Source organism: Campylobacter concisus, assembly GCF_902460535.1.
Lineage (GTDB): Bacteria > Campylobacterota > Campylobacteria > Campylobacterales > Campylobacteraceae > Campylobacter_A > Campylobacter_A concisus_AS.
This window is the reverse complement of the sequence record NZ_CABPTV010000004.1, coordinates 265997-285752: the sequence shown is the minus strand read 5'-3', so window position 1 is coordinate 285752 and position 19756 is coordinate 265997. Positions and strand designations below refer to the sequence as shown.

Genomic DNA, 19756 nt, shown 5'->3' with positions numbered 1-19756 from the left:
ATTACTAAATAATTTCTTTATTGCTCTTTAAATTTCAAATTTATTAGATAGCTCAAATCCAAGAGAGTTAAATTCTTTTGGGATCGGCGCTTTAAATTTATAGTCTAAAAGAGCGATAGAATAGGCATGCAAGAACATTCTATTTGCCCTATTTTTGCCGTATTTCTCATCGCCAACGATAGGTAAATTTAAACTAGCCAAATGTACTCTTATCTGGTGCGTCCTGCCTGTTTTTATGACAACTTTTACAAGCGTTTTTTTACCCACAACCATGAGCGGTGAAATTTCACTAATCGCCTCTTTGCCATCTTTTGAGATCTTTGAAAAGGCGCCATTTTTATTTTTTATCGTTAAGATCGGCTCATTTACGACCACCTCCTCGCTCATGATACCCCTAACTGCGGCCACGTAAATTTTCTCAACCTTCATCTTTTTAAACTCATTTATGGCAAGGCTCGCAAATTCGTCATTTTTTACAAGAAGCAGCACCCCGCTTGTGTCTTTATCGAGCCTGTGAAGGAGCGGAAATTTATACATTTGACTGATTTTTTCGCTAGTTATAGCAGCAGGCTTATTAATGGCTATTAAATTTTCATCTTCAAAGATAACGCTTGGCTTTGGCATCTCTTCAACGCTAAATTTAGTATTTTCGCTCATTAACGCACGAGCGATCATCACCTTTTGCCCCTTGGCATAGACTAGTCCGCTGTCGATTAGCTCCTTTGCCTCGTTGTTTGAGATATTTTTTTGCTTGGCTAAAATTTTATACGCTTTTTCTTCACTCATAAAGTGCTCCTTATATCTTCTATGATCGCATCAGCGCTTGCTTGCACGGCAATCTTGCTCTTTTTGGTGTCACTACCCATTATGCCACCGATCTCGCTAGCCTTTGCGATATAGATGTTTTCAACTAGGCCAAATAGCGCCTTTTGATTAAATATAAACTCGCCGCTAATTATCACAGGATTAAATTGTGCGCACTCGATTGGATTATGCCCACCGATATTTGGCACAAAACTGCCGCCAAGCACGACTACATCGCTAATAGCATAGACATTTACAAGCTCGCCTAAAGTATCAAGCAAATTTACTTTAGCTTCGAATTTATGCCTTTGGCTAAATTTAGCAAAGCTAAAGCCATACTTTTTAGCGTATTCGCATGCTAGCTTTTCAACCTCTGCAAATCTCTCAGGATGGCGTGGTGCGATGATTAAAAGATCGTTTTCTTTTAAATTTAAATTATCTAAAATCATCTCTTCTTCGCCCGCATGCGTGCTTGCTAGCACGATCACTCTAGCTTTTGGCTTTTCATAAATTTTGCTTACACTTGGTAAAAACGCAGCTTTTATGTTGCCAACAACCTCTATTTCACCTGCTCCTAGCGTTTTTAGCCTCTCTTTATCAAGCTCGCTTTGGGCGTAAATTTTATCTATAAATTTAAAAAGATATCTATAAAAAAAGCCAAATTTTAAATAACTTTTATAGCTTCTATCTGAAATTCTAGCGTTTATCAGTATCACGCGACTGCCTTTTAGCTTTGCCATGAAAACTAGCATAAGCCAAAGCTCAGCCTCAAAAATGACTAAAATTTTGCTCTTTTTTAGCCAAAATGGCAAGAAAATTTCAAATGGCAAAAACCTCGTGTTAGAGCAAATTTTGCTTGCCGCTTCAAAGCCTGTATTTGTCACAACGCTTATGGCTTTGCTGTCAAATTTTTGCATCAAAGGCTTAAGCGCTTGCACCTCGCCAAACGAGCAAGCATGAAAATGCACATCTGCATCTTTAAATTTAGGATTATTAAAGAGAAAAAAACGTGCCGGGATCGATCTATGGTATTTTTTTTTGAAACTTAATAAAAGTAGAAAAATAGCCCCAAAAAAATAGAGTATTGAGGCTAAAAAATAATATATTATTATCACGAAACGTGTTATTGCTCTTGTTTATATAAAATTCTGCCACAATGCGGGCAAGTAACGATATCTTCGCCTTTTACAACCGCAGAGAAAGTTTTATCATTTATTTGCATGAAGCAGCCATAACAAGCTTGTTTTTTAACAGGCACAACGGCTGTGTTGTGAGCCCATTTTCTGATCTTTTCGTAAAATGCTAGGATTTTTTGGTTCATCGCAGCGACAAGCTTATCTTTTTTAGCATAAACCTCTTTGCGCTCTTTTTCGATCTTTTCAAGCTCAGATGAAACCTCGCTTTTTATCTTTTCTAAATTTCCTTCAAGCTCTGTTTTTTTAGCGTTTAGCTCATCTTTTTGAGCATTTTTATTGTCTATTAGTTTTTCAAGTCTAGCGATCTCTTCATTTGCTGCTTCAAGTTGCTCTTTTGCGATGTCTTCTTCAAGACCTAGCGCTTTTATCTCTTTTTCGCTTTTTGCACTTGAGCTTTTTTTAGCTACATCTTTGATTTTTGCACTAAACTCTGCGATGTGAGCGTTTGTGCCTGATTTTTGTGATTTTAGATCATTTACCTCTTCGTCAAGTCTTTCTACATTAACCGCTATAGTTTCACACTCTTCTTCTATGCTTTTATAGGCTTTTTCTACTTCTTGTATGCGCGGTGTGAAACCATCTATTTGTTTGTCAAGATCAGATAATTCAACTAATTGTTGCAAATATTTATTCATAATGTTTCCTTTTTGTTAGCAATATGTAAATGGGTTTTTAGAATTGCTTATTATAACTTCAATTTTTAGATTTTGCAAATATTTTGCTAAAAAATCACTAAAATAACGCTCGCTTTCATAGTGATTTATGTCGATCAAATTTAGTCCATTTTCCTTTGCGTAAAGGGCTTGGTGATACTTTAGATCGCCCGTTAAAAAGGCGTCTGCTTTGACATCTTGCATGAGATCTGCACCACTTCCAGTGCAGATGCAAATTTTAGAAATTTCATCTTTTGCATAAACTGCTCTTAAATATTCAAGTCCGAGTTTCTCTTTTATAAATTTACAAAGCTCACTAAATTTCGTCTTCACATCAGCGTAGATCAAAAAGCCCTCTTTGCTTGAAATTTCAAGCCCCAAAACCTGCGTCACAAATTTTTCATTTAAAAAGGCAAGGTCAGCGTTTGTATGAAGTGAGATGAGCGAGATATTTTTTATCATCATCTCTCTTATGAGCGAGCTTGGATAGAGGCTGTAGTCTAGGCACTTTAACCCCTTAAAAATGAGCGGATGGTGGGTGATGATGAGCGAGTTTGGCAAGACATTTTGCAAAAGCTCGCTATCAAGATCAAGGCTTAGATAAATTCGCTCAAATTCGCTATCAAATGAGCCAACTTGCAGGCCACTATTATCCCAAGACTCTTGGCTCGCAAATGGGCAAATTTCATCTAAATTTTTATAAATTTCAGCTATTTTCATCAAATTTTACTTTTTCTCTAGGCTCTCTTTGTATGTTAGCGCGCACTCTTTTGCAAGCTCGCGAATTTTTAAGATGTAGTCTTGCCTTTGTGTAACGCTGATCGCTCCGCGCGCGTCAAGGACGTTAAATGTATGAGCTGCAAGCATGCAGTAATCATACGCTGGCAGTGAAATTTTAGCCTCCAAACAACGCTTGCACTCGTTAAATGCGTTTTCAAACTGGTTAAAAAGCATATCAACATTTGCCACTTCAAAGTTATATTTGCTCCACTCATACTCGCCTTGTTTATGAACGTCGGCATAGGTTACGATGTTGCCATTAGAGTCGTCCCAAACGATGTCATAGACGCTATTTACATCTTGCAAATACATAGCTAAGCGCTCAAGGCCGTATGTTATCTCACCAGAGATCAGCTCGCATGCGATGCCGCCCACTTGTTGAAAATATGTAAACTGCGTAACCTCCATGCCATCTAGCCAGACCTCCCAGCCAAGTCCCCAAGCCCCAAGTGTCGGGCTCTCCCAGTTGTCTTCGACAAAGCGGATGTCGTGATTTTTCAAATTTAGACCAAGTCTTTCAAGGCTTTTTAGATAAAGCTCCTGGATATTTTCTGGGCTTGGTTTTATGAGCACTTGAAACTGATAGTAAGCGCCAAGGCGGTTTGGGTTTTCGCCGTATCTGCCATCAGTCGGACGGCGGCTTGGAGCTACGTATGCGGTCGCCCACGGCTTTGGTCCAAGGCTTCTTAAAAATGTCGCTTGGTGATATGTGCCTGCACCCGCTGGCATGTCATATGGCTGAAGTATGACGCAGCCTTGCTCTTGCCAATAGTTTTGAAGCGTTAGTATTATTTGTGAAAATGTCATTTTTTGCCTTTTATTTTATTGATATATAAATTTCTATTTTATCTTTTAGGTATTTTTCAAAGTCCGTTTTATAGGCTCTTTCTAGCTCACTACTTTCAAAATATCTCCAAATTTCACCCCAAAATTTTGCAACATTTTGTGGCTCATTTGCAAAACTAAAAAGAGCGTATTTTCCACTTTGTATCTTTAAATTTTCATCACCTTTTTGGTGCGATCTTATGCCGATAAAGTTATCGTAATGTCCATTAAAATCACTTTCGTAGTTACAGTAAACACTATAAATTTCACTCTTGCCATCATAGTATTCATTCATAAATTTGGACCATAAAGCTGGAATTTTGCCGTTGCCGTCCATTTCATCTTCATTTTTAGTGCGAGTTTTTACTCCATAAATTTCAAAGCTATCTTCTAAATTTATAGTCTTCATAAACTACTTTTGTCCGTTGAAATTTTCAACCGCTTGGTTCCACATGAGCTTGTATTTTCGTTTTAAAAATTCAACTTCATCTTGTGAAATTTTAAGCTGTTTTGTAAGTGTCTCGACCGTTTTTCTATCCTCGTCATAGAGCTCTTGCATCGAAATAAGCGCCTCTTTTAAAAATTTATTCTCATTTCTTAAGGTCTCAAGCGTCTCATCTTTTGCATCAAGCACCTTTTCGTGTAAATTTAGTATCGTGCCAATCGTCTTTTCGACAAATGTAAAACCATCTTGGCTTTGCGGCTGTAAGGATAAATTTTGCGAAACACTAGGCACTACGCTCATCGTTCCCTCGCTCGCTTCTATCAAAATTTCTCCATTTTCCTCTTTGGTTTTCAAAACGCCACGATTTATCATATCCTCGATAACTTCGCGCTCCAAGTGCACAAGTTTGCAAAATTCATCAACTCCAAGATAGGTCTGCACCGCTTCTCCTTTTATAGTATCACTTCAACCTTTGAAGAATCATCCTCTAAAGCCTTTATCTTTGCCTCTCTGTCGGCCTTTAGCGCACTTGCTAGCCCCTCATCTTCAAGGGCTAAAATTTGCACCGCAAGATAGGCTGCATTTATCGCGCCAGCCTTGCCGATAGCTAGAGTTGCCACTGGCATGCCACTTGGCATTTGCACGGTTGAGTAAAGTGCGTCTACGCCGCTAAGAGCTGAGCCTGCCATTGGTATGCCGATCACTGGCTTTGTTGTATTTGCAGCGATCGCTCCAGCTAGATGGGCCGCCATGCCAGCAGCTGCGATGAAGACTTTTGCACCCTTTTTCTCGGCATTTACGACGTACTCGCTAGTTCTTTTTGGGCTTCTGTGGGCTGAGCTGATGATCAGTTCATATTTTACGCCAAATTTCTCCAGAGTCCTTGCCGCCTCGCTAACGATCTCATAGTCACTTTTACTTCCCATTATAATAGAAACAAATTTCATATCTTCTCCCTCAAAAAGCTAAATTTTGGCAGCTTAACGCCAAGGTTTATCTCATTTTCATTACCGCTGTGAATTTCGCTCATGACCTTGCCTTTTTTGGTGATGAGCTGCTTAAATTTGATAAATTTCTTGCCATCTTGCGAATAGACCTTTGAAATTTCATTCTCGCTATCATCTATAATTGCCCCAGTCGGCGCCACGATCTCGTAGCCTTTATCTGGGAAAATTTTATATTTGCACTTAAAAAACTCACCATCTTCACTTATGGCATTTACCTGATGAGTGCCCTCTTCTAGGCTGCTAACGTGATTTTGCGTATCGGTTCGCTCATAGGGTCTATGCACCAAGTAGCCGTCCGTAAAGCCGCGATTTTTCAGCGTATTTATCTCATTTTCATAAATTTGCGCGTCAAATTTACCATTCATAGCATCATCTATCGCCATTTTATAGGCTCTTGCCGTGCAAGCTGCGTAGTACTCGCTCTTTGTGCGGCCCTCTATCTTAAAGCTATCTATCACGCCGCTATCAACGATCTCTTTGATGTGTGAGATGAGGCAAAGATCTTTTGAGTTCATGATGTGAGTGCCATTTTCGTCCTCTTCTAAGCGAAAAAGCACGCCGCTCTCTTCGTTTTTGGCGTAGAGTTCGTACTTAAACCTGCAGTCGTTTGCGCAGCTACCACGATTTGACATACGTCCGCTTTGCACTGAGCTTACTAAGCACCTGCCAGAGTAGGCAAAGCACATCGAGCCATGGACGAAAATTTCGATATCAAGGGTCGGAATTTCCTCTTTTATCTTTATAACATCTTTTAAATTCATCTCTCTAGCCACGACGATGCGTTTTGCGCCCATGTCGTGATAAATTTTAGCATCCAGCACGTTCATAACGTTTGCCTGAGTTGATAGATGTATCTCGATATCTGGAGCGATCTCTTTTGCTAGGCTCATGACGCCTGGAGTTGCGATGATAAAAGCATCTGGCTTCATCGCTGAGATGGTTTGTAAGTGGCGTTTTAGCGGCTCTATCTGAGAGTTAAAAGGAAAGGCATTTATGGTCGCATAAAATTTCTTTCCCTTTTCGTGTGTGTAGTCTATCGCCTCTTTGAAAGTTTCAAGGTTAAACTCCCTTGCTGATCTAGTCCTTAGTGAAAAGCTAGCCACAGAGCCATAAACAGCGTCGGCTCCGTATTCAAGGGCGATTTTAAGTTTTGTTAAATTTCCAGCTGGAGATAAAAGCTCAGGCCTTTTTAGCACTATTTTTTACCCAGACTTTCTATCAAGGCTTCGATGTCGTCGTTGCTGACTAGGTTTTCTGTTGTTGTATCACCAGCGATATGAACAGCAGAGCCAACACGCTTATCATCGTCGATACGACCTTCAAACAAGGTATTCATATATTTGCTAAGTGCCCTCATAACGTTGATAACACGTTCGATCTTTTGCCTATGGATGTCTTGATACTGCATCATATCCATAGCCATCATGATCTCGTCTTGTCCCATTTGTAAATTTGAGATGATATTATCGATCGTGCCAAGAAGCGAGTTGTTTTTCTCTAAAGCTTCGCTAAATGCGGCAATATTTGGAAATTTCTCACTTAGCGTCGTAAATAGCTCAACGTTTGAGTTTATTGCGTCTTTTAGGCTATTTGAGTCGCTCTCAGCGTCCATAAAAAAGTTATTTATCGTCTCAAGCTTGTCAAACATCTGAGTAGCTTTCTCTTCGCTATCTCTTGTCACATCGTCAAGCTGATGCACCATTTTATGGTCTTCAGTCGGTGGTGGTGGTGGCCAAACGCCGTCTGCACTCACTCTGTAGTTTTCGCTCTGTTTTGAGCTACTCTCTGACTTTGCTTGTGGCTCATCTGCTTTAGCACTCATTGCCTCTGCAACTTCTGCTACCTCGTCTGTTTCCTCTTTGACGTCCGCGACCTCTTGGCTGGCATCTTTAGTATCACCTAAATCATCCTCTAATCCGCCTGCCATAAGCGCGTCAAGTTCCTCTTGGGTCATAAAAGCTCCTAATAAAATTTGCCTTGATTATATAGGATTTAAATAAAAAGAAAGTTTAAAAAGTATGCGTTTATCTTTAAATTTATCAAATTTTAGGTAGCATTTTTGAAAAATAAACGACTTTAAAAGGCTAAAAATGACCGTCGATCTTCACAACCACACACCTCTTTGCAACCACGCAGTTGGCGAACCGCTAGAATTTGTGAGATGCGCCATAAAAGCTGGCACAAAATACTTTGGCTTTAGCGATCACGCGCCGATGAACTACGATGAAGCTTATAGGATGAAATTTGAGGAGATGCAAAGCTACGAAGACGAAATTTTACGTTTAAGAGATGAATTTAGCGGCGAGATAGAAATTTTACTTGGCTATGAGATGGACTTTTTAGATGGCTTTATGGACGAGCGAGTTTTTGCTAGAAAGGTTGATTATCTAATAGGCTCTGTGCATTTTTTTAACGGCTGGGCGTTTGACAACCCTGAATTTATCGGTGGCTACAAAGGCAAAGACTTGGATCAAATTTGGCAGGAGTATTTTGACTACATAGAAAGATCAGCTAGGCTTGGTAAATTTGACATCATGGGGCACATCGATCTTTTAAAACTATTTAAATTTTTACCCAAAAAAGATGTCAGGATCCTAGCCAAAAACGCGATAAAAGCGATAAAAGAGGCAAATTTGGTAGTTGAGATAAACGCAGCTGGCTTTAGAAAGCCTATCGGTGAGCAATATCCAAGCGTAAATTTACTAGAGCTAATCGCCGAAAATGACATCACTATCACCTTTGGCTCAGACGCTCATGCCAAAGAAGATATCGGTAAAAACGGCGAAATTTGCGAGCAGATAGCTAGAAATTTGGGATATTCAAAGTGTGCGATATTTAAAAATAGAGATAGAGAATTAGTAAAATTTTAGTTTGGGGTAAAATAAAATATAAAGATAATCTTAAATATAAAATTTTGTGATACAATACGAAAATTAAAAACCAGAAGGAGATAAAAAATGGGAAAATTTGTCCAAAACATCGATCATTTTTTTGATTTTTGCAAAGAAAATGAAGTTAAATTTGTAGATTTTAGATTTACCGATCTAAACGGCGCTTGGCACAGCATAAGCTACAACATAAAAGCTGTTACAAAAGAGAATTTCACAAACGGCATCCCGATGGACGCTAGCTCGATGAACGGCTGGCAGCCAATCGACAAGAGCGATATGATAATGAAGCCAGAAGCGACATCTGCGTTTTTGGACCCATTCACCTCTGACATCACAGTCGTTGTTTTCTGCGATATCTACGACATCTACAAAGGTCAAATTTATGAAAAATGCCCTCGCTCGATCGCAAAAAGAGCTATGCAATATGTAAAAGATAGCGGACTTGGCGACGAGGCATATTTTGGCCCTGAGAATGAATTTTTTGTATTTGACAACGTCAAGATCATCGACAGCCCAAACTGCGCGATGTATCAAGTAGATAGCGAAGAAGGCGAGTGGAACGACGCTGCGGACTTCAAAGATAGCTACAACACAGGTCACCGCCCACGCAGAAAAGGCGGTTACTTGATGACTCAACCAATCGACAGCATGGTCGATCTAAGAGCTGAAATGATGCAAGTTTTAGAGCAAGTTGGCCTTGAAGTATTTTTAGGACACCATGAAGTCGCACAAGGTCAAGGCGAGATCGGCGTGAAATTTGGCAACTTAGTCGAGGCTGCTGACAATGTTCAAATTTACAAATATGTCGTTCGCATGGTTGCTCACCTAAACGGCAAAACAGTTACATTTATGCCAAAACCGCTTTATGGCGACAACGGCAGCGGCATGCACGTGCATCAATCAGTCTGGAAAGACGGCAAAAATTTATTCTACAAAGAGGGCAACTACGCAAATTTAAGTGACTTTGCTAGACACTACATCGGCGGCGTTTTAAAACACGCAAGAAGTGTCGCAGCTTTCACAAACCCAAGCACAAACAGCTACAAACGCCTAATCCCAGGCTTTGAAGCGCCATCCATCCTCACATACTCTAGCCAAAACCGCTCAGCGAGCATCCGCATACCTTATGGCGCTGGTGAGAAGTCAGTTAGAGCTGAGATGAGATTCCCTGATAGCACGGCAAACCCTTATCTAGCCTTCTCAGCGATGCTAATGGCAGGCCTTGACGGCGTTAAACACAAATACGAGCCAGTTGGTCCGATGGATGAAAATTTATTTAAACTTCACCTCGATGAGATCAGAGAGCGCGGCATAGAGCAGCTCCCACACACACTTCGTGGCAGCCTTGAAGCGCTTATCCGCGATAACGAATATCTAAAACCGATAATGAGCGATCTTTTCATCGACACTTATCAGCACATGAAATTTGAAACTCAAGTTTGGCCTTACGAAGCACGTCCAACCGCTTATGAGTTTAAGACCTGCTTCTCTTGCTAAAACGCAATCTCCAAGCTTTTTTGGGCTTGGAGATTTTTTTAAATATAAAATCTATATAGTTAAATTTTGAGCTAAATTTAGCTTTACGCACAAGAATAAATTTTAAATTTAATAAGCCCAAACTCATGCGAATTTAGAAATTTAAGCCCATATCCAAAAAAGCCATGGCGGATAAATTTAAGACTTCAAGCTTTAAACATAAAAACAAAAACACCTATCTAAAGTTTGGCTACTTTTGTTTAGAAATTTTGTTCAAAAGGATAAATTTAAAAATTAACAAGCCATAGCCATTGTAAATTTGTTTTTTAGTTTAGAGATTTTGCCTAACAAAAATGGTCATAGCAGATAAATTTTGGCTTTAAATTTAAGTATCAAAACAAAACAACAAGCTAAATTTGACTAATTTTATTTAGAAATTTTGCTTTAGAAAGGTTAAATTTAATAAGCCTAAGTTCATGCAAATTTAGAAATTTAAGTTTATACATAAAAATAATCATAGCAGATAAATTTGAAACTCCAAATTTAATATAGCGGTAAAAATTTAAGCTAAGTTTGATTTTGTTGACAAGGGGCAAAATTGCTAAAATTTTAAATTTATCCGCCTTATTAAAAAGTCAAATTTAACAAACCCTAGCTCTTTTAAAATTGCAATATAAATTTAGGATTTTATTTAGCCAATATTGCCACCGCAGATAAATTTATTAAAAAAACTAAATTTGACCACTTTCGTTTAGAAATTTAGACCAAAAAAGTCAAATTTAAAGCGCTAAATCAAGCAAATTTACAAAACAGCCAAATTCCTAGCTATTTTGCACTTCAGGCTGTCCAAAGAGCCTATTTGCCTCTTTTATCACACCCTCTTCTCTTTGCTTTTTAAGCTCCTCTGGGCTCTTGCTCTGACTTAGCGACATCAGCTCTTTTGCAAAGTCATTTTGCGGCTGAGATAGCGTATTTACCTTAGTTTCAGGCACTACGACTGGCTTGCTTGCTGGCTCATCTTTTTGCTCGTCTTGCTGTCTAGCCTTTATCTTAGCGATCTCCTCGTCAAGGTAGCTATATTTATCCTGTGGCTCTTGTGGCGGAGTTTGAGGCTCTGGCTTTGCGGCAGGAATTTGTGTTTTGGCATTTACGATCTTGATTTTTTTACCAAAAATTGTATGTAAAATTTCATGCATTACGCCCCAGCTTTTTTTGAAAAATGCCAGCTCGTCGCCAGTTGCATTGACGACTAAGCCAAGCTCATTTTCATTTAAAAAGCTAAAACTTATGTGATTTTTAAAAATTTCTCCAAGCTCAAAGCTTCTATCATAAATTTTTGCCACAAACTGCTCGTAGGGCGACTTTGGTGCCTCTTTTATGGCTAAAATTTGCTCACTCACGCCAGCTTTTGGCTCAATCACAGCCACGCTAGACTCGTTCTTAGCAAGCTTTATGGCTTCATCGATATCTTGTAAATTTAGCGCCTCTATCATCATAAAAAGCATAAGCATCAGCACAAAACCATTGTCGCTTGATACGCTTAGCATCGACTTTGCCTGCGCCAAAATCCTAAAAAATCTCTCATATATAAGAAGTGAAAATTTTGGGTCGTTGTCTAAAAATCTCTGCTTTAAATTTGCCAAAATTTCATCTATGATCATCTCTGGCTCATAGGTCTCAAGCTCGGTTACTAGCACCCTAATGGCGTTTTTATCGGCATTTGCAACGTGCTCGATGATCTGCTCGATCCTACTTGGATCAAGAAGTCCGAGCATCGCTGCCACGCTTGATTTTGTGATATTGCCAGCGCCATAAATGATAGCTTGATCAAGCAGTGTTAGTGTATCTCTTAGCGAGCCGCCGCCACTTCTAGCTAGTATCTCAAGCGCCTCTCTCTCGTAACTCACGCCCTCTTTGCTAAGGATAAATTCAAGGTGTTTTACGATCTCATATCTGCTTATTTGTTTAAATCTAAAATGCTGCGTCCTTGAAAGCACCGTTGTTGGCAGCTTCAAAGGGTCGGTAGTTGCTAAGATAAATTTAACGTAGCTTGGCGGCTCTTCAAGCGTCTTTAAGAGCGCATTAAACGCCTCTTTTGTTAGCATATGCACTTCGTCGATGATGAAAATTTTATATCTAGCAGCCGTAGGAGCGTACTTTGTCTGCTCGATGAGCTCCCTTATATCGTCGATCTTTCTGTGGCTGGCTGCGTCCATCTCGATGATGTCCATGTGGCGCGACTCGTTTGCCATCACGCACTGCGCGCAGACCTCACAAGGCCTAGAAGTTGGCCCTTTCTCGCAGACCAAAGCCTTTGCAAATATCCTAGCACTCGATGTCTTGCCGCTTCCCCTAAGGCCTGAAAACAAATAAGCATGGCTCACTCTGTTCTCATCAAGTGCGTGGGTTAGGCTCTTGCTTACGGCTTCTTGTCCGATGAGCTCGTCAAAATTTTTTGGTCGATATTTTAGGGCTAGTGCTTGCAACTGCTTTCCTTTTTGCAATTTTAATTTGCTGATTTTATAAAAAAAGGCATAAATTTATGGTTATGATAAAGTTAAATTTTGCTAAATTTAAGCCAAACTTTAGCGAAAAGGATAAATTTGCAAGCATTTGTATCTGGATTTTTCACCTCTTTATCGCTCATTTTAGCCATTGGCGCGCAAAACGCATTTGTGCTAAAACAAGGCATCAAAAGAGAAAATATCTTTATCATCTGTCTTATTTGCGCTATTAGCGACGCTGTCTTGATCTTTGCAGGAGTTTTTGGACTTGGTAGCCTCGTGCAAAACTTCCCCATCATCAAGCAAATAGCCCTATATGGTGGCTTTTTATTTTTGCTATTTTACGCGCTAAAGAGCTTTCACTCGTGCTTTTTTAAGGACCTTAGCATGGATACCAGCAGCGATTATGCCAGATCAAATTTAAAGAAAAACATCCTGTTAACGCTCGCATTTACTTGGCTAAATCCTCACGTCTATCTTGACACGATGATCCTAATAGGCTCGGTTTCTACTAAATTTAAAGATGAAAATTTGATATTTGGCGTGGGAGCTAGCCTTGCCTCATTTTGCTTTTTCTTTGCACTTGGCTATCTGGCTAGGTTTTTAGCGCCCATCTTTGCAAGGCCCATCTCTTGGAAAATTTTAGAGTTTTTTGTCGGCCTCATCATGCTCACCCTTGCTTTCATGCTCGTTTTTGCTAGCTTCTAGCCTCTTTTTTAGCGCCTCTTTTTTGCGAATTTCTAGCTGATAGGCTTCATTTAGCGCGTCTTCGCCATCTAAATTTGCTCCGTCTAAAAATTTGCGGTAGTCTTCAAACTGCCTATTTTTTATCCCCCAAAGCACGCCAAAAAGCAGGGCTGCCCCCATCAAAACAGAGACCAAAACAAGCATCGCAAGAGTCGTTGTATCCACTATTTATCCTTAAATTTTCTAACTATAAAAAGCGAGTTTAGTATGACGCTAAGCGAGCTTGCCGACATGAAAAGTGCGGCAAATAGCGGCATGACGTAGCCACAGACAGCAAATGGCAGGCTAAGGGCGTTATAAAGTAGGCAAAAGAGTAAATTTTGCTTTATCGTTTTATAGGTAAATTTTGAAATTTTCACCGCTTTTGCAAGGCTTTGAAGGCTATCATCAAGTAGCACCACATCGCTTTTTTCTAAGCTCACCGCCGCACCACTTCCCATGCAAATAGCCACGTGGGCAAGGCTTAGCGCAGCTGCGTCGTTTATGCCGTCTCCAACCATCAGCACCTTTTTGCCCTGCTGCTTAAGCCCAGCTATAAATTTAGCCTTTTCATCAGGCAGCATCCCTGCTCCAAATTCGCTCACACCAAGCTCGTCTGCCACGTTTTTTACAACATTTTGCACGTCGCCACTTAGGATGCACACCTTCATACCAGCGCTCTTTAGCTCCTCTATAAGCGCCTTTGCTTCGGGCTTTACGCTATCTTTTAGGTAAAATTTAGCCACCAGCTCGCCCTGCTTGGCTACAAAAAAGCTCACATTTTCTTCGCTCTCATCAAATTTCACCCCATTTTCAGCCAAAAAGCGCCTACTTCCAGCCACAAAACGTTCGCCTGCAATATCAGCGCTAACTCCCTTTGCTACGCTTAAATTTGCATTTTCAAGCTCAACTTTTTTTGCGCCTTTTTGCTTTAAAAACTCGGCCACCGCCACGCTTATTTGGTGGTTTGAGATGAGGCAAAGCGAGTAAATTTTATCAATACTCACACCATCTTTTATAAAAAACTCGCTCACTTCAAATTTAGCCTTTGTAAGCGTACCAGTCTTGTCAAAGACCGCCACGTCGCACTTTGCAAGGCTTTCAAAAAATTTAGCCTCCTTAAAAAGCACCTTGTTTTTAAAGGCAACCCCAAGGGCGCAAACGCTGCTAACTGGCGTGGCAAGGGCTAGTGCGCAAGGGCAAGCGATGACTATGACGCTCACAGCTGTGACGATCGCTTCTGAAAAGCTAAATTTAAAGTACCAAAACCAAAATGTAAAAAACGCCAGAGTAAGCACACTAAGAGAGAATTTCGAGGCTATTTTATTGACTGCTAGCTCGATATTTGGCTTTTTTAGCTCTGCGTTTTGGAGTAAATTTATTAGTTGATTGAGATACGAGTTTTTAAAAATTTGCCTTGCTTCATATACGATCTGTCCGTTTAGACAGACGACGCCACTTTTTACTTCAGCCCCGCAGCTTATTACAAGTGGCAAGCTCTCACCTGTTAAGCTTGAGCTATCCACGCTCGCCTCACCGCTAAGCACTACCCCATCAAGCAGTGCCCTCTCGCCTGATCTAAGCACGATCTTTTCGCCTAAATTTACATCCTTTGGCTCTTTTAAAATGTCCTTGCCATTCTCTAAAACGCAGATCTTTGCAAGTAGCATATCGCTTAAGAAATTTGATGTTTCAAGCGCCTTTTTCTTGCCTAAAATTTCTAAAAATTTACCGATAAAAACAAAGGTTATGATCATCGCTACCGAGTCAAAATAGCTCTCGCCGCTTCTTGTAAACATCGCAAAAATCGAGTAGATATATGTTATGCTAGCCCCCGTGATTACGAGCAGGTCCATATTTGGCGAGGCGTTTTTAATGGCGATCTTCGCCCCCTTGAAAAACTCGCTGCCAGTGTAGAAAAGCACAGGCGTTGCCAGCACAAACTGCGCAAAGCTTAGTAGGTCCTTCACGTCGCTTCTGATACCGCTAAAGTAGCCGCCATACTGCGCGATCGCCAGCCACATGATATTCATCGTAGCAAAGACGCCAACAAGCGCTTTTGCGTAGAAATTTCGCCTTTTTTTGACTAGTTCGTCCTCTTTTTGGCTCGCCGCGTAGGCCTTTGGAGTGTAGCCAACGGCGTAAATTTTCTCAATTATTTGCTCCACTAAAAGCTCTTGCTCATCGTAAACGATAACCGCCTTTTGGCTAAGCGAGTTGATATTTACCTCCAAGATGCCAGGTAGGCTAAAAAGTGCCTTTTCAAGTAGCCAGATGCACGCCGAGCAGGTGATACCATCAATCAGAAGTGAAATTTTAGAAAACTCGCCCTCTTTTGTCACCAGCTCACTAAAATTTGCTGCTAAATTTTTGATATTTGCGCCGTTTTTTGCAGGGTTTAGCGTGTTTTTGCCAAGCCTCTCGTAAAACTCGCCAAAGCCGCTTTCATTTAAAATTTCATATACGCCCTTGCAGCCAGCGCAACAAAACTTAAGCCCGCCCTTAGCCTCTATCATCGCGCTTTCGTCAAAGCTTTGCTTGCAGTGAGAGCACCTACACTTCACGGACGCTTCTTTTTAAGCTGGTCTAAATAGCCATATATCGTGATCTTTGAGACATTTAGCTTGGCTGCTACGATCTCGATAGCGCCCTTGATGTTAAAAATGCCCTTTTCATTCATAAAGCCAACGAGTTCTAGCTTTTGCTCTTTTTTAAGCTTTTTGCCCTCGTTTTTGGCGATGATCTTGTCGATCAAATTTAAAACTATCTGCATCACGTCGTCGTTTTGCTCGCCCTCATTCTCATTTTCACTCGTTTTTAAGAAATTCCCAGTCACTTCAAAAAGGCTCTTTGCCACGCTCGCATCGACATTTACGCATATCGCCCCTATGATATCGCCTGTTTCATCTCTGATAAAGGCGGTTGAGGACTTCACTAGCTTTTCGTCCTTTGTGAAAAAGTAGTTTGCCACGTAGTCGTCTTTGAAATTTTTACTGTTTAAGACCTCGCTTACAAGGTGGTCAAAACTTTGTCCGACCTTTCTGCCAGTGACGTCGCCAGCTACATAGACGACTGAGCGCTGCGGGTTTGAGAGATCGTGCAGCACGACTTCGCAGGCAAATGGCGAGCTTTTTTGGATCAAATTTGCCGTTGGGATAAATGCCTTTAATATATGGTGCATAAGGCGCCTTTTGTTTTTGTTTAAGTTTAGCCAAAATATTTTTAAATTTTCGATAAGAAAAAATATAATTTTTTATGAAAATTTTTGAAATTTAAGTGGTAATAATAATTTTTTATCTATAATCCTTTAAATTTTTAAGGAGAAAATATGAAAATTTATGAGACCGAAATTTCAAAAAAGAAAAAGGCTCACTACTCTTTGGCGACCGAGCACAACGGCATCCTCTACATCTCAGGTCAGCTTAGCATGGACCCAGAGACTAGGCATATTCCAGAGGGGCTAAAGGCGCAAACAAGGCAAGCTTTAAAAAACCTTGACAACGTGCTAAAGCTAGCAAATGCAACAAGAAATGACATCTTGATGTGCCGTATCTATACGCCAGATATCGACTTTTGGGACGAGATAGATGACGAGTATGCGCTATTTTTTGGCGAGCACAAGCCAGCTCGTGTCGTAGTGCCAACAAACAAACTTCACTTTGGCTGCCTGCTAGAGATCGAAGCCACAGCGATACTTGATAGAAAATTTTAAAAGGAGCGAAAATGCCTAAATTTATCTGCTCAAAGTGCGGCAAGAGCGCAGAATTTGAAAGAGCGATATTTACGTGCGAGTGCGGTGGGCTTTATGATCTAGAGTTTAAATCGGCCAAATTTGATCTAAATTTGATCGACCAGCACGAGTTTAGCCTATTTAGATACCGCGAATTTTTTCCTATCAAAAATGAGCTCTGGCACGATATCAGCCTTGGCGAAGGGCTAACAAAGAGCGTAAAATTTGATGACTCACTCTATCTTAAAATGGACTACGCGATGCCAACGCTCTCCTTTAAGGATAGAGGTGCGGTGATGCTTATTTGGTTTTGCAAAACTCATGGCATCAAAAAGATCTTGCAAGATAGCAGCGGAAACGCTGGAAACTCGGTCGCTGCATACGCTGCTAGAGCTGGGATAGAGTGTGAAATTTACGTCCCAAAAGGCACAAGCGAGAAAAAAATAAAGATGCTCGAGTACTACGGCGCAAAGGCGGTTGTCTTTGACGGCACGCGCGACGAGACGGCAGATGCTTGCAGAAAAAGAGCAAAAGATGAGGGCATATTTTACGCAAACCACGTATTTAACCCACTTTTTTACCAAGGCACTAAAACATATATATATGAAATTTACGAGCAGCTTGGATTTGTACCTGAAAATCTCTTTTTGCCAGTTGGCAACGGCACCTTGCTAATGGGCTGCGAGATAGCGCTAAATGAGCTATATGAGGCTGGAGTGATCAAAAAACTACCTAAAATTTTCATCGTTCAAAGTGAAAATTGCGCGCCGTTTCTTGGGGCGATAAGCGAGCCAGTTGCGATAAAAGCTAAGCCAACTTTGGCTGAGGGCATAGCGATCGCAAAACCTGCTCGTGGCGCCGAAATTTTAGCTAGCAACTACGCTGGCGAGCGCGAGGTGATCACGATAAAAGAAGATGAGATCATGCCAGCTAGAAATTTCCTAGCAAGCCGCGGCTTTTACGTCGAGCACACCACAGCAGCCATCTACGCCGCCTACGCAAGCTACGCAAAATCGCACAAGATAGAGGGCAAAAGCATCATCTCGATGTGTGGTGCTGGGCTAAAAAGCGAGCATTAAATTTAAATTTGCATGTCACTCAGCCTGCAAATTTGCCTATTTTAGCGACTTTGGTTGTGGCATTTCTTGACAACAAAGTTTTATTTTTATAAAATGCCAAAACTTTCAAAAAACTTTTGAAACTTAGAAATTCTGCAATCTTATCCCCGCATTTAAAGAGGAAAAATGGAAAATAATAACCAAACCGAGCAAAGTGCTGCTCAAAACACCAAAACTACAAAAAAACATCAAACATCAAGAACCCACGTACCAGTTGACGGACACAAGATCGAAGAGCTAAGAACGCTTAGCTTAGACGAGCTAGTGCAGATCGCAAATGGCGTTGGCGTCGAAAATCCACGCGAATTTCGCAGGCAGGATTTGATATTTGAGATACTAAAAACCCAGACAAAACAAGGCGGCTTTATACTATTTACTGGAATTTTAGAGATCACAAACGAGGGTTACGGCTTTTTAAGGGCTGTTGATGCAAATTTAAGCGACAGCTCAAACGACGCTTATGTTTCAAACTCACAGATCCGCAAATTTGCACTTCGTGTGGGCGACATCATCACAGGACAAGTTAGAGAGCCAAAAGATCAGGAGAAATACTACGCTCTTTTAAAGATCGAAGCGGTAAATTATATGCCTCTAGCAGACGCAAAAGAGAGACCACTCTTTGACAACTTAACCCCACTTTTCCCAACCGAAAAGCTAAATTTAGAGTATGATCCGATGAAGCTAACGGGCCGTGTGCTTGATCTTTTCACGCCTATTGGCAAGGGTCAGCGTGGCCTCATCGTCGCACCTCCAAGAAGTGGTAAAACAGAGCTTATGAAAGAGCTAGCTCACGGCATCGCTAAAAACCACCCAGAAGCCCAGCTCATGGTGCTTCTAGTCGATGAAAGACCAGAAGAGGTTACAGATATGCAGCGCTGCGTAAAAGGCGAGGTATTTAGCTCGACATTTGACCTGCCAGCGCTTAATCACGTCCGCGTAGCAGAGCTAGTCATCGAAAAAGCAAAACGTCTAGTTGAGATGGGTAAAGACGTCATCATCTTGCTTGATAGTATAACCCGTCTAGCACGCGCCTACAACACAGTGACCCCACCAAGCGGCAAGGTGCTAACAGGCGGCGTGGATGCAAACGCACTTCACAAGCCAAAACGCTTCTTTGGCGCAGCTAGGAACATCGAGCACGGCGGCTCGCTAACCATCATCGCAACCGCACTAATCGACACTGGCTCACGTATGGACGAAGTGATATTTGAAGAGTTTAAAGGCACTGGAAACAGCGAGATCGTGCTTGACCGCAACATCTCAGACCGCAGAATTTACCCAGCTATCAACGTGCTAAAATCAGGCACCAGAAAAGAAGAGCTACTTCAAAAGCCTGATGAGCTTCAAAAAATTTGGGCTATTCGCTCTGCGATAGCTACAATGGACGATGTTGAAGCGCTTAAATTCTTATACGCAAAAATGCTAAAAACAAAAGATAACAAAGAGCTTCTCTCTATCCTAAACGAGTAAATTTAACTGAGCTTGAAGCGCTTGCTTTGAGCTCAAATTTCTTTTTTGCATTAAATTTCTCAATAAATCTTTCATAGTTATACTAATTTAAATTTTTCAGTTTTATTTTTTTTTTTTTTTTTTTTTAAAAT

20 protein-coding genes are annotated in these 19756 nt (G+C 40.8%); 6 read left to right on the top strand and 14 right to left on the bottom strand.

Annotated elements, in window-relative coordinates; all coding sequences use genetic code 11:
* Positions 1-27: 27 nt before the first annotated feature.
* The 10 genes from FZ945_RS05310 to FZ945_RS05265 are packed head-to-tail and all read right to left on the bottom strand — an operon-like array spanning position 28 to position 7664.
* Positions 28-786, bottom strand: a complete 759-nt coding sequence (locus FZ945_RS05310) for an RluA family pseudouridine synthase (RefSeq protein WP_148803032.1) — start codon at positions 784-786, stop codon at positions 28-30.
* Positions 783-1919 (bottom strand): lipid IV(A) 3-deoxy-D-manno-octulosonic acid transferase, encoded by a 1137-nt coding sequence (gene waaA, locus FZ945_RS05305; RefSeq protein ID WP_148803030.1) that lies wholly within the window; start codon positions 1917-1919, stop codon positions 783-785. Before waaA ends, FZ945_RS05310 begins: the two co-directional genes overlap by 4 nt.
* A gap of 8 nt (positions 1920-1927) precedes the next feature.
* Positions 1928-2635 (bottom strand): zinc ribbon domain-containing protein, encoded by a 708-nt coding sequence (locus tag FZ945_RS05300; protein WP_002941798.1) that lies wholly within the window; start codon positions 2633-2635, stop codon positions 1928-1930.
* Between the two features lie 15 nt (positions 2636-2650).
* A complete protein-coding gene (locus FZ945_RS05295) occupies positions 2651-3373 on the bottom strand; it encodes a Nif3-like dinuclear metal center hexameric protein (RefSeq protein ID WP_148803028.1) in 723 nt (240 codons plus the stop codon).
* A gap of 6 nt (positions 3374-3379) precedes the next feature.
* Complete coding sequence (gene glyQ / locus FZ945_RS05290) at positions 3380-4240, bottom strand: glycine--tRNA ligase subunit alpha (RefSeq protein WP_103614231.1); 861 nt, start codon at positions 4238-4240, stop codon at positions 3380-3382.
* Between the two features lie 10 nt (positions 4241-4250).
* Positions 4251-4667, bottom strand: a complete 417-nt coding sequence (locus FZ945_RS05285) for a GyrI-like domain-containing protein (protein ID WP_148803026.1) — start codon at positions 4665-4667, stop codon at positions 4251-4253.
* 3 nt (positions 4668-4670) lie between these two features.
* Positions 4671-5144 carry a DUF3972 domain-containing protein gene (locus tag FZ945_RS05280; protein WP_103567334.1) on the bottom strand — a complete coding sequence of 158 codons (474 nt, stop codon included), beginning with the start codon at positions 5142-5144 and terminating at the stop codon, positions 4671-4673.
* Between the two features lie 11 nt (positions 5145-5155).
* Positions 5156-5650 carry a 5-(carboxyamino)imidazole ribonucleotide mutase gene (gene purE, locus FZ945_RS05275; protein ID WP_148803024.1) on the bottom strand — a complete coding sequence of 165 codons (495 nt, stop codon included), beginning with the start codon at positions 5648-5650 and terminating at the stop codon, positions 5156-5158.
* Positions 5647-6906, bottom strand: a complete 1260-nt coding sequence (locus FZ945_RS05270; protein ID WP_103636311.1) for a peptidase U32 family protein — start codon at positions 6904-6906, stop codon at positions 5647-5649. Before FZ945_RS05270 ends, purE begins: the two co-directional genes overlap by 4 nt.
* Positions 6906-7664 carry a chemotaxis protein gene (locus FZ945_RS05265; RefSeq protein ID WP_103567337.1) on the bottom strand — a complete coding sequence of 253 codons (759 nt, stop codon included), beginning with the start codon at positions 7662-7664 and terminating at the stop codon, positions 6906-6908. The genes FZ945_RS05270 and FZ945_RS05265 overlap by 1 nt, the downstream gene beginning before the upstream one ends.
* A gap of 136 nt (positions 7665-7800) precedes the next feature.
* Between FZ945_RS05265 and FZ945_RS05260 the strand changes: the two genes are divergently transcribed.
* Together FZ945_RS05260 and glnA are read left to right on the top strand one after the other, a co-directional pair.
* A complete protein-coding gene (locus FZ945_RS05260) occupies positions 7801-8580 on the top strand; it encodes a histidinol-phosphatase (RefSeq protein ID WP_148803022.1) in 780 nt (259 codons plus the stop codon).
* 87 nt (positions 8581-8667) lie between these two features.
* Positions 8668-10098 (top strand): type I glutamate--ammonia ligase, encoded by a 1431-nt coding sequence (glnA, locus tag FZ945_RS05255; protein WP_103575036.1) that lies wholly within the window; start codon positions 8668-8670, stop codon positions 10096-10098.
* An 800-nt stretch (positions 10099-10898) separates the two neighbouring features.
* On the opposite strand, the gene FZ945_RS05250 is transcribed toward glnA, so the two are convergent.
* Positions 10899-12563 carry a DNA polymerase III subunit gamma/tau gene (locus FZ945_RS05250; RefSeq protein WP_148803020.1) on the bottom strand — a complete coding sequence of 555 codons (1665 nt, stop codon included), beginning with the start codon at positions 12561-12563 and terminating at the stop codon, positions 10899-10901.
* Positions 12564-12680: 117 nt separating this feature from the next.
* Between FZ945_RS05250 and FZ945_RS05245 the strand changes: the two genes are divergently transcribed.
* On the top strand, positions 12681-13289 hold the full coding sequence (locus FZ945_RS05245; RefSeq protein ID WP_262367162.1) for a LysE/ArgO family amino acid transporter: 609 nt from the start codon (positions 12681-12683) through the stop codon (positions 13287-13289).
* Here FZ945_RS05245 and ccoS read toward each other — a convergent pair.
* The 3 genes from ccoS to FZ945_RS05230 are packed head-to-tail and all read right to left on the bottom strand — an operon-like array spanning position 13224 to position 16488.
* Positions 13224-13493 carry a cbb3-type cytochrome oxidase assembly protein CcoS gene (gene ccoS, locus FZ945_RS05240; RefSeq protein ID WP_148803016.1) on the bottom strand — a complete coding sequence of 90 codons (270 nt, stop codon included), beginning with the start codon at positions 13491-13493 and terminating at the stop codon, positions 13224-13226. The genes FZ945_RS05245 and ccoS overlap by 66 nt on opposite strands.
* On the bottom strand, positions 13493-15871 hold the full coding sequence (locus FZ945_RS05235; protein ID WP_148803014.1) for a heavy metal translocating P-type ATPase: 2379 nt from the start codon (positions 15869-15871) through the stop codon (positions 13493-13495). Before FZ945_RS05235 ends, ccoS begins: the two co-directional genes overlap by 1 nt.
* Entirely contained in the window at positions 15868-16488 is a 621-nt protein-coding gene (locus tag FZ945_RS05230) for a helix-turn-helix transcriptional regulator (RefSeq protein ID WP_148803012.1), read from the bottom strand. Before FZ945_RS05230 ends, FZ945_RS05235 begins: the two co-directional genes overlap by 4 nt.
* A gap of 147 nt (positions 16489-16635) precedes the next feature.
* Here FZ945_RS05230 and FZ945_RS05225 point away from each other — a divergent pair, with 147 nt between their 5' ends.
* The 3 genes from FZ945_RS05225 (at position 16636) to rho (ending at position 19625) form a co-directional block, all read left to right on the top strand.
* Positions 16636-17019 (top strand): RidA family protein, encoded by a 384-nt coding sequence (locus tag FZ945_RS05225; RefSeq protein ID WP_148803010.1) that lies wholly within the window; start codon positions 16636-16638, stop codon positions 17017-17019.
* An 11-nt stretch (positions 17020-17030) separates the two neighbouring features.
* Positions 17031-18116: a pyridoxal-phosphate dependent enzyme gene (locus tag FZ945_RS05220; protein WP_148803008.1), complete on the top strand. Its 1086-nt coding sequence runs from the start codon at positions 17031-17033 to the stop codon at positions 18114-18116.
* Positions 18117-18281: 165 nt separating this feature from the next.
* Entirely contained in the window at positions 18282-19625 is a 1344-nt protein-coding gene (rho, locus tag FZ945_RS05215; protein ID WP_103647205.1) for a transcription termination factor Rho, read from the top strand.
* The last annotated feature ends 131 nt before the right edge of the window (positions 19626-19756 follow it).

Coding starts and splice junctions, on each gene's coding strand:
- purE (WP_148803024.1), bottom strand. CDS start 5,650: ATGAAATTTGTTTCTATTATAATGGGAAGTAAAAGTGACTATGAGATC.
- glnA (WP_103575036.1), top strand. CDS start 8,668: ATGGGAAAATTTGTCCAAAACATCGATCATTTTTTTGATTTTTGCAAA.
- FZ945_RS05310 (WP_148803032.1), bottom strand. CDS start 786: ATGAGTGAAGAAAAAGCGTATAAAATTTTAGCCAAGCAAAAAAATATC.
- FZ945_RS05220 (WP_148803008.1), top strand. CDS start 17,031: ATGCCTAAATTTATCTGCTCAAAGTGCGGCAAGAGCGCAGAATTTGAA.
- FZ945_RS05225 (WP_148803010.1), top strand. CDS start 16,636: ATGAAAATTTATGAGACCGAAATTTCAAAAAAGAAAAAGGCTCACTAC.
- FZ945_RS05300 (WP_002941798.1), bottom strand. CDS start 2,635: ATGAATAAATATTTGCAACAATTAGTTGAATTATCTGATCTTGACAAA.
- glyQ (WP_103614231.1), bottom strand. CDS start 4,240: ATGACATTTTCACAAATAATACTAACGCTTCAAAACTATTGGCAAGAG.
- FZ945_RS05295 (WP_148803028.1), bottom strand. CDS start 3,373: ATGAAAATAGCTGAAATTTATAAAAATTTAGATGAAATTTGCCCATTT.
- FZ945_RS05230 (WP_148803012.1), bottom strand. CDS start 16,488: ATGCACCATATATTAAAGGCATTTATCCCAACGGCAAATTTGATCCAA.
- FZ945_RS05285 (WP_148803026.1), bottom strand. CDS start 4,667: ATGAAGACTATAAATTTAGAAGATAGCTTTGAAATTTATGGAGTAAAA.
- FZ945_RS05260 (WP_148803022.1), top strand. CDS start 7,801: ATGACCGTCGATCTTCACAACCACACACCTCTTTGCAACCACGCAGTT.
- rho (WP_103647205.1), top strand. CDS start 18,282: ATGGAAAATAATAACCAAACCGAGCAAAGTGCTGCTCAAAACACCAAA.
- FZ945_RS05265 (WP_103567337.1), bottom strand. CDS start 7,664: ATGACCCAAGAGGAACTTGACGCGCTTATGGCAGGCGGATTAGAGGAT.